Below are 12,951 nucleotides of genomic sequence, written 5' to 3' on the forward strand. Positions count from 1 at the left end.
CCCGTACCGGGTCCAAATGGTGACACTTGGCCCGCGAAACCGAAAACGCGCTTTGCTGTTTGGTTCTAACGGAATATCATTCTTAAAAAAACTATTATCAGGCCAACCCCCGGCCCGGAGGCAGCATGCGTCTTACTTGTCCCAACTGCAGTGCCCAATACGAGGTGCCAGACGAGGTCATTCCAGAGGAAGGCCGCGATGTTCAGTGTTCGAATTGCGAGAAAACGTGGTTCCAGGCCAAACATCCGGCGGATCCAACCGTTGAGCAACCTGCAGATGAAACGACTGCCGAGGATAAGGCTGTTCCACCGGCGGAGCCAAAAACCGCCGACCAGACCGAGCCCGAGCCCGAAACCCCACCAAAGGATGGTGCGCCGGTCAGCAATGTGGATCCTTCGGTCGCCGATATTCTGAAGGAAGAAGCCGCACGCGAAGCCGAATTGCGGGCCCAGGAAGGCAGCAGCCTTGAAAGCCAGCCTGATCTTGCTCTTGATCCACCTTCCGAGCCGGAACCAGACCCCGAACAGGCGGTCAAGGAACTGACAGCTACAGAAACCGCTAAAGATTCCGGGCAAGGTGACACCCTGCCCGATGTCGAGACGATCAATTCCGGATTCCGCGGCGACGCCTCTGCAGATGCGCCCGAGGTATCAGCGCCTGCGCCCCGCAAATCCGGTGGCTTTCTGCGTGGGTTCGCTCTGATCTTGATACTTGGTGTGATCCTGTTCCTGATCTACGGCAATGCTCCGCAAATCAGTGAGGCTGTTCCTCAGGCGGATGCAGTTCTCAAACCTTATGTGTCTTTGGTGGATCAAGCCCGGCTTTGGCTGGATACCCAGGCTGGCGCTTCTCAGAACTGATCAGAACCGTTCAAGCAGGCGCTTGAGATATTCCAATTCAATCTCGGGACGTTCAGATTCACCGGTCCGGCGGCGAATTTCGTCCAGCAACTCGCGGGCACGGCGATAGACGTCCTCACCCTGCAGCAGGCTCTCATCGGTTGACATCGACCCGTTTGCCCCAGGGTTGCGGCCCAGTGGATCGCGGTTGTTGGCCTGCATATCGCCTTCCTGGCTGCCTTGACCTGGTTGATTCTGCTGGTTCTGGGCCAAGGCCTCACCTAACGAGCGCATCCCTTCCCGCAGCGCATCCATCGCTTCGGACTGGTTGTCGATAGCATCAGCCAGCTCGTCATTCCGCAGAGCCTGCTCAGCCTCATTCATGGCGCGGCCAGCGCGCCCAAGCGCATCACGGGCGGCTTCGCCTTCCGGGGTACCGGCACCGGGCAGGTTTTGTTGCTGGCGGCCCAGCTCATCGCGCAGGGCCTGTTGACGATCGGCCAGCGAACCCTGACCCTGCTGACCTTCATCAGCCTGGTCCGCACCCTGCCCCTGTCCGCCCTGGCCTTCGTGGCTCTGACCACGGCCCTGACCGCCATTGCGGCCCTGATTGCCCTGGTTTTCACCAGTCTGCGCACCGGGATTGAACTGCTCTTGCAGATCGCGGAAAGCCTGATCGCTCAGCCCCTGTTGATCGCGCAATGTCTCTGCCAAACCCTCCATCGCCTGTTGGCCTTCGGATTGCTGACCTTGACCCTGACCTTGCGTGACGCGCATGTTCTCCATCATCTGCTGGAATTCCTCCAGCGCCTGCTGCGCCTCGGCCATACGGCCCTGCTCCATCAGATCCTGAATTCGATCCATCATCCGTTGCAGATCATCCTGCGTCATCTGCAAGGATTCTCCGTCTTGCCCCTGCTGACCTTCTTCACCGTTCTGCTCTGCCAACCGCTGTAACTGTTGCAGGTAGTCCTGGGTGGCCTCGCGCAGCTCTTGCATCAGCTCAGCGATCTCTTCGTCGCTTGCCCCGTTCTGCATCGCCTCCGTCAGGCGCTCCTGCGCCCGGCGCATCCGCTCAAGAGCGTCGGCAAGCGTACCGTCCTCGATCAATACGGCCAGCTTCCATAGTGAGGCCGCGATTTCTTCCTGCTGCGTCGGCTTCAACCCGTATTCGGTAAATGTCTCAAGCCGCCGAAGTGTCACCCGCAGGCGTAAATAGGCCGTATCCGAGCGGAACAGGTCCTCGGGCAGATACGATACCGCCCGCAGAATCTGAGATACCCGTTTCGCGTTGTCCCGTGACCACAGCAGATCGCGCCGCTGTTCAACGATTGCAGCCGCCAGCGGATCAAAGAACCGACGCGCCGGAAGCGCTGTTGTATAGGGTTCAGACTGCCCTTGCTGATCGGCAGCATCACGCGCCATCAAAGTGATCTTTACTGGCAGATGCGCCCAGGGATGTTGTGAGAAATCCTCGATCAGATTCTCGGTGAAATCGGCCCGGTCGCCTGTAATGGGCATCGGTAACTCAACCTCGATCACCTCACGCGGTTCTGGAATCGCCATCAGACCATAGCGGCGATCAACTGCATCCAGATCCAGTTCGATCAGGGCAGAGCCTGCTATCACACCGTAATCATCTTTGGCCGCAAAGGGCAATTTCATCTGGCCGCCCGCTTCGGATCTGGCAACGTCCGACACGGTGATCTGCGGAGACGTATCTGCGATCACTTCCAACGCCCAATCGCGCCCGGAAGGCCCGTCTATCGTCATTCGGCCCGAACGTTCGACGACAAATTCCTGTTCAGGGTCGGTGACCGCTTCCGTGCCCAGCGGTGTCGAGGTTTCGGTCAAGCTGTGCGCACCGACCTCGCCGTAGAATCGCAATGTGATGCGGCTGCCTTGCGGGACCGAAAGTGTCGGGTCGGATTGATCCGCTAGATAAAGCGTTGGCAAGCCGGTATAGCGTGGCGGCTCGACCCAGCCTTCCCAACTTGGTCCCTGACCGGCAACGGCTGCACCCGGTGTCATCTCTGTCACGGATCCTATGCGCCAAAATGAGCCGAAAAGCACCGCAATCACCAGCGCCAGCAAAGCTATGAACCGCAGAGCATAGGGGTCGCGGTCGGCCAGTCGGAGATCGGGCTTTACCGGCGCAGCCTGTGCGGCACGTTCCGCCATACGCGCCTGATGAGCCCGCCACAAGGCCACAGAATCAGCATCCATCGCGCCGATGGCCTGTTCATCCATCAGAGCCTGGATAGGACGCCCTGGCAGGGTCTCATCCATCCGGATCAACGCTTCGTTTCGTGTTGGGATACGGAACCGCCGCGCGCCGTGGATCAGTGCAACCAACAGCCCAATCAACGCCGCCGACCCCGCGGCCCAAACGGTTTCCACCCCGACATGGTCCTGTAGTCCGAGCATCAGCGCGGCCAACAGCGCCATGGAAATTGAGAAAAACGGCCAGAAAGACCGCCAAACCTGCTCGCTTAGCATCCCCACCTGCGTTAGCAGCAAAGACAATCTGGGGATCGGCAAGGTTTCTCTTGCGGTCAAGTCGGGCCTCCGTTCACCGGCCCGCGCGCCTATTGCGTCAGAGCCACTCGGGTATGGTATCGCGGTTTATGATTTCGTCAAAGCTCGGACGTTCACGAATTACGGCAAATTGATCTCCGTGCACCAGAACTTCGGGTATCAGGGGTCGCGTGTTGTATTCGCTGGACATGACCGCGCCATAGGCCCCTGCGCTGCGAAAAGCGACCAGATCACCAGCACCCAATGGCGGCATCTGCCGTTGCTTGGCAAATGTATCGCCGCTTTCGCAAACCGGACCGACGATATCATAGGGTTGCTGTTCCGTGCCCGGCACGGGTTCGATCACCGGTACGATATCGTGATAGGCTTCGTACATGGCCGGGCGGATCAGGTCGTTCATGGCACCGTCGAGGATCAGGAAATCCCGGCCCTCGCCGGATTTCACATAGATCACTTTGCTGACCATCAAACCAGCATTACCGGCAATCAGGCGGCCCGGCTCTATTTCGATTTCGCATCCCAGATGACCCAGAGTGTCTTTGATCAGCGCACCGTATTCCAAAGGCAGCGGCGGCGCGTCGTTCGAGCGCGCATAGGGAATGCCCAGCCCCCCACCCAGATCAAGGCGGCGAATATTGTGACCCTCATTGCGCAGCGTCTCGGTCAGCTCAGCAACCTTCTGATAGGCCAATGCGAAAGGCTCCAGCTCGGTCAGTTGCGAGCCGATATGGACGTCGATGCCAATGACCTCCAGCCCGGGCAGGCTGGCAGCCTGGGCATAGACTTCTGACGCACGGGCGATCGGAATGCCGAATTTATTCTCGGATTTTCCGGTGGCTATTTTGGCGTGGGTCTTGGCGTCCACATCCGGATTTACTCTAACGGTGATCGGAGCAACGACGCCCAAATCAAGCGCAACGGCGTTGATCACCTCCATCTCGGGTTCGGATTCCACGTTGAACTGACGAATGCCACCGGTCAGAGCAGTGCGAATTTCTTCGGCTGTTTTGCCAACGCCCGAAAACACGATCTTATCGCCGGGCACTCCGGCAGCTTTGGCCCGCAGGTATTCCCCACCCGAAACAACGTCCATCCCCGCGCCTGCCTCGGCCAGCGTCTTCAAGATCGCCTGATTGCTGGCGGCCTTCATCGCATAACATACGAGGTGGTCGGTCCCGTCCAACGCCTCATCGAACAGCTGGAAATGACGCAGCAGCGTCGCCGTCGAATAGACGTAAAAGGGTGTCCCAACCGCAGCTGCGATTTCGGAGATCGGGACATCCTCGGCGTAAAGCGCGCCGTCGCGGTAAAGAAAGTGATCCATAAAGACGCGCTTAGACCAGAATGCCCCGGCGGATCAATGGATTCTACGCAAACAGGGGTGTCGCGTCATTCAATATGCGAAACGCCGACCCGCCCATAACCGGATATCGAAATTCCAGATCCGCCGGATTGGGGTTCGGGATCGGGTCGCGGTTTATAGGATGGGTCGCAAGCCGCAAGAATGGCGAGGCCAAAGAACAGGCCTAAAATCTTCATATTCATTTCTTTTTCCAAGGTTTACGGCCAAGCGCCATTGATCGGTCTGAAATGGGAACTGAGTGCTGAAACTGCAACTCGGGAAACACTACCGCCCGAGAAAAACGCTCAGGGGGCCGCGTTGCAGGCCAACGCCGCCCCCGACATAGGCGCCGCTGGTGCCGACGCCGATATTGGCGCTCATCGTTGGTTGGATCGGTTCGCCATCCGCACCGCATCCGGCCAGGGTTACCCCTGCCAGCATCAACAGAGCCGCAGTCAGAATTCGCATTACACCAACGCCTTCCATCGCTTGACCTGAGCCCGCACCTGATCCGGTGCCGTGCCGCCGTAAGACTGGCGCGAGTTTACCGAATTTTGCACCGTAAGGACAGAAAAGACGTCATCGGTGATCTCCGCATGCACTGTTTGCATATCCGCAAGCGTCAGGTCCGGCAGATCGCTGCCCTTGCTCTCGGCCATCGCAACCAGCGATCCGGTGACGTGATGGGCATCGCGGAACGGCAGGCCCAGAACGCGCACCAGCCAGTCGGCCAGATCAGTCGCGGTCGAAAAACCCGACCCTGCAGCCGCAGCCAGGCTTTCGCGGTTGGCGGTCATATCCTTGACCATGCCTTCCATCGCTGCCAGCGCCAGCATCCAGTTATCGGCAGCGTCAAAAACCTGTTCCTTGTCTTCCTGCATGTCCTTGGAATAGGCCAGCGGCAAGCCCTTCATCACCATCATCAGCGCGGTGTTGGCGCCATAAATGCGCCCGACCTTGGCACGGATCAGTTCTGCCGCATCCGGGTTCTTCTTTTGCGGCATGATAGACGAGCCAGTCGAAAAACGGTCAGACAGGGTGACAAAGCGGAACTGGGCAGAAGACCAGATCACCAGTTCTTCGGCAAAGCGCGACAGGTGCATTGCACAGATCGAAGCAGTTGACAGAAATTCCAGCGCAAAATCGCGGTCACTGACGGCGTCCAGCGAATTGGCAGCGGGACGGTCAAAGCCCAGCGCCTCGGCGGTCATGACCCGATCAATAGGGAACGAGGTTCCAGCCAGCGCGGCAGCCCCCAGTGGGGATTCGTTCATCCGCGCGCGGGCATCGCGGACGCGGGACAGATCACGCCCGAACATTTCGACATAAGCCATCATATGATGACCCCAGGTTACAGGCTGGGCGGTTTGCAGATGGGTAAAGCCCGGCATGACCCAGTCCGCCCCGGCCTCTGCCTGCGCCAAAAGCGCGCGGATTAGGGCCAGCAGACCGGCATCGGCGGCATCGAACTGATCACGCACCCACAATTTGAAATCGGTCGCCACCTGATCATTGCGCGACCGTCCTGTGTGCAAACGGCCCGCAGGTTCGCCAATGATCTCTTTCAGGCGCGCCTCGACATTCATGTGGATGTCTTCCAGAGCTGTCGAGAACTGAAACGCGCCGTTCTGGATTTCTGACAATACGGTGAGCAGCCCTTCCCGAATGGCCTCAGCATCACTATCAGTTATAACGCCCGTGGCAGCCAACATGGCGGCATGGGCGCGCGAGCCTGCAATGTCCTGGGCTGCCATCCGCTGATCGAACCCGATCGAGGCATTGATTGCCTCCATGATCGCGTCTGGACCGGCGGCAAAGCGGCCGCCCCACATCTGGTTCGAAGATTGATCGGTCATGTAAGAAAACCCGGAGTTGATATGCGCCTATTTCGTCTGATCCCCCTTTATATGGCCCTTGCGCTAGGTGCAAACGCGGCTTTGGCCACAGATGCGGAAACTCTGGGTCCGCTGCGCGAAGGCACCCTGAAGCGGTTGATCCTGCACAAAGAGCCCAAACCGCACACCTTGGTCGAATTTCAGTTGGAAGATGATGGTGGCACCGCAACGCTTGCGGATTATCAGGGCAAATACGTTCTGCTGAACTTTTGGGCCACATGGTGCGCACCGTGCCGAAAGGAAATGCCTCAGATCGCCGAGTTGCAGGCGGAATTCGGGGGTGAAAAATTCGAAGTCCTGACATTGGCCACCGGGCGCAACTCACCCGCGGGGATCAAGAAGTTTTTCGAGGAAAACAACATCGAGAACCTGCCGCGCCATCAAGATCCGGGCTCGGCCGTGGCACGTGAGTTCGGTGTCATTGCCCTGCCAATCACGGTCATTCTTGACCCCGATGGCAATGAAGTCGCCCGCCTGATCGGGGATGCCGAGTGGAATTCAGACAGTGCCAAGGCGATCATTGCGGCACTGGTCGCGGAAGAAAGCTAAGGTCGTTTTCCTGAAGTCCTGAATTTATGATAGCCTCCCCGTTGTTGTAACGAGGAGGCTTTCTTTATGAAAAACCTATTCACTCTGGCCACTGCTGCCTGTCTGGTTTTGGGCTCGGCATTGATTGCCGAGGCCAAAGACATCAAGAAAAAGCAAGATTTTCAGAATGCTGTCGCTGGTAAAAAACTGGTAGATGGAGGCACTTGGGTGCTTATTTCACCCGACGGGAAGATTTCCGGACAAACCAGCGACAAGGTCAAATTCTCGGGCGCGTGGATCTGGAACAAACGTTTTTGGTGCCGAACGCTTGTTGTTGGCGGAAATCAGATCCCGCAGGATTGCCAGAAAGTAACGATTGAAGGGAACCAGGTGACCTTTACCCGCAACAAGGGCAAGGGTGATTCCGGGGGGACCTATACGATTTCCAACTGACCTCTTTGCACGGGTAGCGTGATCCCCAACCGGTGCTTCAGGTCGAATTTCAGCTTACGCGACGCCACCTTTGACAGCCAAGCCTCCGCTTTGCAGTTTGTGGGTCAGGAGGAAGTCATGCCGCTGGAGATATTGTTAGTTCTGGTCATCGGGGGGATAGGCGGAATTACTATTCTGCTGCATCTGACTGGCCGTTCGCGGCAGTTTGCCCTGACACTTGATCTGGCGCGCGCGCAATGGTCGCGCCATTTCCCAGATGACGTGATCGCAGATGTAACCGTAGCGCATGACCAACGTTCCGCGCTGATCCGAACCACAACCGGTTCGGGCCTTTTGTGGTCGTTCGGCGCGGATACCGTGGCCCGCCACCTGCAGGATTATGACTGGATCGAGCATCCGGACGGATTCGAAGTTCAGTTTCATGATTTCGGAACCCCCTCAACCCGCATCCACCTCGATGACATCGAACGCGCCCACTGGCGACACCTGATGGAGCCCGCATGACCGACCAGATTTCCTTTCCCGATGCCGTGCAATGGGCAGTCCCGTTCTTTATTGCCGCAATTCTGGCCGAGTTCGTCTGGATCGCTTTCAAAGGCCGGGGCGGGCGCTATGAAACGCGGGATGCGGTCACCTCGCTGATCATGGGCGCGGGCAATATTGCCTCGGGGTTTCTGCTCGGTTTCATCGCCTACGGGTTCTTTATGTGGTTGTGGCAGATTACTCCGCTGAACCTGGGCACCTCGATCCCGGTGATTGTCCTGTGCTTTTTGCTGGACGATTTGCGTTACTATTGGGTGCATCGGTTCGGGCATCGCATCCGTTGGGTCTGGGCCAGCCATGTGAACCATCATAGCTCTCAGCATTACAACCTGACCACAGCGTTGCGTCAGACCTGGACTTATACATTCACCTTCATGATGGTCGTGCGCGCGCCGCTGATCCTGCTGGGGTTTCATCCGGCAATGGTTCTGTTTGTCGGCGGTCTGAACCTGATCTATCAGTTCTGGATTCACACCGAGGCCATCGGCAAGATGCCCCGCTGGTTCGAGGCGGTTATGAACACCCCCAGCCACCACCGCGCCCATCATGGCCGCAACGCGCGCTATCTGGATTGCAACTATGCCGGCGTGTTCATCATCTGGGACAAGATGTTCGGCACCTTTGTGCCAGAGCAGGTCGATGACAAGGTCGACTATGGTTTGGTTCACAATATCGGAACCTTCAACCCGTTGCGCGTCGCTTTTCACGAATGGGTCGGAATCTGGCAGGATGCCACGCAATCGGGGCTAACTTTGCGCCAGCGGTTGGCCTATTGCTTTGCCCCACCCGGTTACAGCCATGACGGCAGCCGGGATAGCTCGGAGCAGATCAAAGCCAAGCATATCTCACGCAACCCCAGGGATCGAGGGACGCCCGGATTTGAGCATTTTGAGACCGAAACGCACAAATCCGAAGCAAAACAAGCTTGAATCCGCCGGTCACGTGCTGATTTTCTTGAAAATTGGCTCAGCCTGCACATATCCAAACGATGTGCATTACGAGTGACCGGAGATTATCATGACCCGTTGGACAACATTTTCCACAGTTTTAGGTCTGATAGGCCTGCTTCTCGCAATGCTGACAGCGCTGGCCGCCGGGACCGCAACGCTGATCGCGTTTGGACTGGCCATGATGGTGCTGGGTTTTACGGGTTCAGTTATTGGTGCCGCGAGATCTCTGGGACGTGTTCTGGACGCAGCCCGCTGACATTTTCATTTCCATTAACCGCAGATTCACATCTTTGCCCTGAAATTGGATCCTGACCGACGACGGTAGGGAAGCGATTTCGATCATGCGGGACAGGAAACTGGCAGATTTACCCGAAGGATCAGACAGCCCGTTAAACGCGGCTGTGCTGTCGCGCGACAACTCAACGATCCAGATGGCTACGGATGCTGTCAAACACAAACAGTGCAAACTGGCCTTTCAACCGGTCATGCAGGCTAACGCGCCACATGGTATCGCCTTCTACGAGGGCTTCATCCGGGTGCTGGACGAAACCGGTCGTGTCATCCCGGCACGCGAGTTTATGCCTCAGCTTGAAAACACCCCGATTGGCCGCGAATTGGACTGCATCGCGCTTGAAATGGGCCTGCGCACATTGGCACGCACCCCGGACATCCGCATGTCGATCAATATGTCCGCACGGTCGATCGGATATGGACGTTGGTCGCGTGTTCTTGACCGGTTCATGAAAAAAGATGCCAGTATCGGTGAAAGGCTGATCCTTGAAATTTCCGAAAGTTCGGCCATGACCGTGCCGGAACTCGTGGTCGATTTCATGGACCGGTTGCAACCACGTGGCGTTGCATTTGCGCTGGATGATTTTGGGGCCAGCAATTTCTGCTTCCGCCATTTCCGCGAGTTTCTTTTTGATGCCGCCAAGATTGATGGCCAGTTCATCCGCGGCATCAGTGAAAACCCGGATAATCAGGCGCTGGTTCGTGCCCTGATCGCAGTAGCAAGGGAATTTGAGATTCTGGTCACGGCCGAATCGGTCGAAACCAAGGCGGATGCTGAGTTTTTGGTGGCCAATGGCGTCGATTGTCTGCAAGGATTTCTGTTCGGCGCACCTACGGTTTCTGCGCCCTGGAAAACGGAAAACGAACAGAAATCGGCGGGTTAACCCCAAAAAACTAGGGACCTTGGGTCCTGAGACAAGCTGCCCGTTGCTGCAAATGCAGCATTGCGCTATTGCAGTGATACTTGAGCGGGGGATTACGGGGCGCTCTTGTTGCGGGGGGAACCTCTCGACCTGCGCCGTCAGACATTCCGCCGGACCATGACGGTAAAGGACTGATCATAATGACCAATGTAGTTATCGCATCCGCCGCACGTACAGGCGTCGGCAGCTTTGGTGGTTCGTTTGCGAACACCGCAGCCCATGATTTGGGCACAGCCGTTCTTGAAGCCGTTGTCGAACGCGCCGGAATCGATAAAGGCGAAGTCAGCGAGACAATTTTGGGTCAGGTTCTGACCGCAGCCCAGGGTCAGAACCCGGCGCGTCAGGCACATATCAACGCCGGTCTGCCGCAAGAAAGCGCGGCCTGGGGCATCAACCAGGTCTGCGGATCCGGCCTGCGCGCCGTGGCACTGGGCGCACAGCATATCCAACTGGGCGATGCTGATATCGTCGCTGCTGGCGGACAAGAGAACATGACCCTGTCGCCCCATGCCGCCGCTCTGCGCGCCGGACAAAAGATGGGCGACATGAAGTATATCGACACAATGATCCGCGATGGACTGTGGGATGCGTTCAACGGGTATCACATGGGTCAAACCGCCGAAAACGTTGCTGAAAAGTGGCAGATCAGCCGCGATATGCAGGATGAATTCGCCGTCGCAAGCCAGAACAAGGCCGAAGCTGCGCAGAAGGCAGGCAAATTCGCCGATGAGATCACCCCCTTTACCATCAAGACCCGCAAGGGTGACATCGTGATGGACAAAGACGAATACATCCGCCATGGCGCAACCATGGAAGCCATGGCCAAACTGCGCCCGGCTTTTGCTAAGGACGGATCGGTCACCGCCGCCAATGCCTCGGGCCTGAATGACGGCGCGGCTGCGACCCTACTGATGTCGGCAGCAAATGCCGAAAAGCGCGGGATTGAGCCTCTGGCGCGGATTGCATCTTATGCTACCGCTGGTCTCGACCCGTCGATTATGGGCGTCGGCCCGATCTATGCCTCGCGCAAGGCGCTGGAAAAGGCGGGCTGGTCGGTTGACGATCTGGATCTGATCGAAGCCAACGAAGCCTTTGCCGCACAAGCCTGTGCCGTGAACAAAGACATGGGCTGGGACCCGTCCATCGTGAACGTCAATGGCGGCGCCATTGCCATCGGTCACCCGATCGGCGCCTCGGGCTGCCGCGTTCTGAACACTCTGTTGTTCGAAATGAAGCGGCGGGACGCGAAAAAAGGTCTGGCGACTCTGTGCATCGGTGGCGGCATGGGCGTTGCCCTATGTGTCGAGCGCGACTGATCTAACAATGCCTTCTCGGCCCACTCTTATTTCGGCCCTTGTGATTTGCTTTGCAGGGGTCGCAGACGCACAGAACCGTCAACCGCTTTCGACCAGCCTGACGGAGTGCAGCGTCATCTTTACAGAGCTGGCCGAGCTGAGAGCACGCCGGAACAAGGACCAAACAACCACAGACGCCGCGCTTGCCAGCGCGGCGTTATTCGTTGTGGAAGCTCGTGATCAGGCCGCAATGGAAGGCATTAAGAACCCCTACAAACACATCCAGTCCGCGCAGGTTCGATTGTCCGAGACATGGCACGTTCGCTTTGGCAATTTGGCTCTGCTGAACGAAAATAAGGACTGGATCGACTATTGCCGTGCATTGGGTAAAGATCGTGGCCTCACACTACCCTGAGGCGAAACCAAAAACCCCAGCGCTGCGGCAACTTGCCTGCGCAATATTGTTGCGCTGGCTGGTTCGGAATAGTAACAGCATTACCAAGACGACTTAAATTGGAGGATTCCTAAATGGCACGAACAGCACTCGTCACCGGCGGTTCCCGCGGCATTGGCGCAGCAATTTCCAAGGCGCTTAAGGCCGAAGGGTACAATGTTGCAGCCACCTACGCGGGGAACGACGAAGCCGCCGCGAATTTCACCGACGAGACCGGAATCGCCACCTACAAATGGAACGTTGCGGATTATGACGAATCCAAAGCGGGCATCGAAAAGGTCGAAGCCGAGATTGGCCCGATCGACATCGTTGTTGCCAATGCCGGCATCACCAAGGACGCCCCATTCCACAAAATGACACCCGAGCAGTGGCATCAGGTGATCGACACCAACCTGACCGGCGTATTCAACACCGTTCACCCGGTTTGGCCTGGCATGCGTGAGCGCAAGTTTGGCCGTGTCATCGTCATCAGCTCGATCAACGGTCAAAAGGGTCAGTTCGCTCAGGTGAACTATGCCGCCACCAAGGCGGGCGATCTGGGAATCGTGAAGTCGCTGGCGCAGGAAGGCGCGCGCGCGGGCATCACCGCCAACGCTATCTGCCCTGGCTATATCGCAACCGAAATGGTCATGGCTGTCCCCGAGAAGGTTCGTGATTCCATTATCAGCCAGATTCCGGCGGGCCGACTGGGCGAACCGGAAGAGATCGCACGCTGCGTTGCTTTCCTGGCCTCTGAAGACTCGCAATTCATCAACGGATCGACCATCTCGGCCAATGGTGCTCAGTTCTTCGCCTAAGTTGGCTGCCAAAATGCAAGCGGGCCGGTTCTAAGCAGAACCGGCCCTTCTTTTATCCCGTAAGACCGCGCGCGCTGCGATCAGCGGGAACCGAAAATCCACT

Annotated in this window: 15 protein-coding genes; 10 read left to right on the forward strand and 5 right to left on the reverse strand. The window is 57.6% G+C overall.

Annotated elements, in window-relative coordinates; genetic code table 11:
- The first annotated feature begins 125 nt into the window (after nt 1–125).
- Nucleotides 126–860: a zinc-ribbon domain-containing protein gene (locus AC2FH2_RS06145; protein WP_496823148.1), complete on the forward strand. Its 735-nt coding sequence runs from the start codon at nt 126–128 to the stop codon at nt 858–860.
- On the opposite strand, the gene AC2FH2_RS06150 is transcribed toward AC2FH2_RS06145, so the two are convergent.
- From AC2FH2_RS06150 to argH, 5 genes are all read right to left on the reverse strand, one after another.
- A complete protein-coding gene (locus AC2FH2_RS06150; RefSeq protein ID WP_496823149.1) occupies nt 861–3,398 on the reverse strand; it encodes a TIGR02302 family protein in 2,538 nt (845 codons plus the stop codon). It lies immediately after the preceding gene.
- Nucleotides 3,399–3,435: 37 nt separating this feature from the next.
- Complete coding sequence (lysA, locus tag AC2FH2_RS06155) at nt 3,436–4,701, reverse strand: diaminopimelate decarboxylase (RefSeq protein WP_496823150.1); 1,266 nt, start codon at nt 4,699–4,701, stop codon at nt 3,436–3,438.
- Nucleotides 4,702–4,766: 65 nt separating this feature from the next.
- A complete protein-coding gene (locus AC2FH2_RS06160) occupies nt 4,767–4,922 on the reverse strand; it encodes a hypothetical protein (RefSeq protein ID WP_185956656.1) in 156 nt (51 codons plus the stop codon).
- 82 nt (nt 4,923–5,004) lie between these two features.
- Nucleotides 5,005–5,187: an argininosuccinate lyase gene (locus AC2FH2_RS06165; protein ID WP_142635440.1), complete on the reverse strand. Its 183-nt coding sequence runs from the start codon at nt 5,185–5,187 to the stop codon at nt 5,005–5,007.
- Entirely contained in the window at nt 5,187–6,575 is a 1,389-nt protein-coding gene (argH, locus tag AC2FH2_RS06170; protein ID WP_496823151.1) for an argininosuccinate lyase, read from the reverse strand. The genes AC2FH2_RS06165 and argH overlap by 1 nt, the downstream gene beginning before the upstream one ends.
- 21 nt (nt 6,576–6,596) lie before the next feature.
- Between argH and AC2FH2_RS06175 the strand changes: the two genes are divergently transcribed.
- From AC2FH2_RS06175 to phbB, 9 genes are all read left to right on the forward strand, one after another.
- Complete coding sequence (locus tag AC2FH2_RS06175) at nt 6,597–7,163, forward strand: TlpA disulfide reductase family protein (RefSeq protein WP_496712170.1); 567 nt, start codon at nt 6,597–6,599, stop codon at nt 7,161–7,163.
- Nucleotides 7,164–7,229: 66 nt separating this feature from the next.
- Complete coding sequence (locus tag AC2FH2_RS06180; protein ID WP_496712172.1) at nt 7,230–7,595, forward strand: dihydrodipicolinate reductase; 366 nt, start codon at nt 7,230–7,232, stop codon at nt 7,593–7,595.
- A gap of 117 nt (nt 7,596–7,712) precedes the next feature.
- Nucleotides 7,713–8,099 (forward strand): hypothetical protein, encoded by a 387-nt coding sequence (locus AC2FH2_RS06185; RefSeq protein WP_281995234.1) that lies wholly within the window; start codon nt 7,713–7,715, stop codon nt 8,097–8,099.
- A complete protein-coding gene (locus AC2FH2_RS06190) occupies nt 8,096–9,067 on the forward strand; it encodes a sterol desaturase family protein (protein ID WP_142635430.1) in 972 nt (323 codons plus the stop codon). Before AC2FH2_RS06185 ends, AC2FH2_RS06190 begins: the two co-directional genes overlap by 4 nt.
- Nucleotides 9,068–9,155: 88 nt before the next feature.
- On the forward strand, nt 9,156–9,344 hold the full coding sequence (locus AC2FH2_RS06195; protein WP_142635428.1) for a hypothetical protein: 189 nt from the start codon (nt 9,156–9,158) through the stop codon (nt 9,342–9,344).
- Between the two features lie 85 nt (nt 9,345–9,429).
- On the forward strand, nt 9,430–10,263 hold the full coding sequence (locus tag AC2FH2_RS06200) for an EAL domain-containing protein (RefSeq protein WP_271948473.1): 834 nt from the start codon (nt 9,430–9,432) through the stop codon (nt 10,261–10,263).
- A 179-nt stretch (nt 10,264–10,442) separates the two neighbouring features.
- Entirely contained in the window at nt 10,443–11,618 is a 1,176-nt protein-coding gene (locus AC2FH2_RS06205) for an acetyl-CoA C-acetyltransferase (RefSeq protein ID WP_496823152.1), read from the forward strand.
- 7 nt (nt 11,619–11,625) lie between these two features.
- The gene (locus AC2FH2_RS06210; protein WP_496823153.1) at nt 11,626–12,012 is read left to right on the forward strand and encodes a hypothetical protein; all 387 of its coding nucleotides are present in this window, start codon (nt 11,626–11,628) and stop codon (nt 12,010–12,012) included.
- A 113-nt stretch (nt 12,013–12,125) separates the two neighbouring features.
- Nucleotides 12,126–12,848, forward strand: coding sequence for an acetoacetyl-CoA reductase (phbB, locus tag AC2FH2_RS06215; RefSeq protein WP_271948478.1), 723 nt, complete (start codon nt 12,126–12,128; stop codon nt 12,846–12,848).
- The last annotated feature ends 103 nt before the right edge of the window (nt 12,849–12,951 follow it).

The sequence above is a fragment of the Ruegeria sp. YTSA105 genome (genome assembly GCF_059610225.1).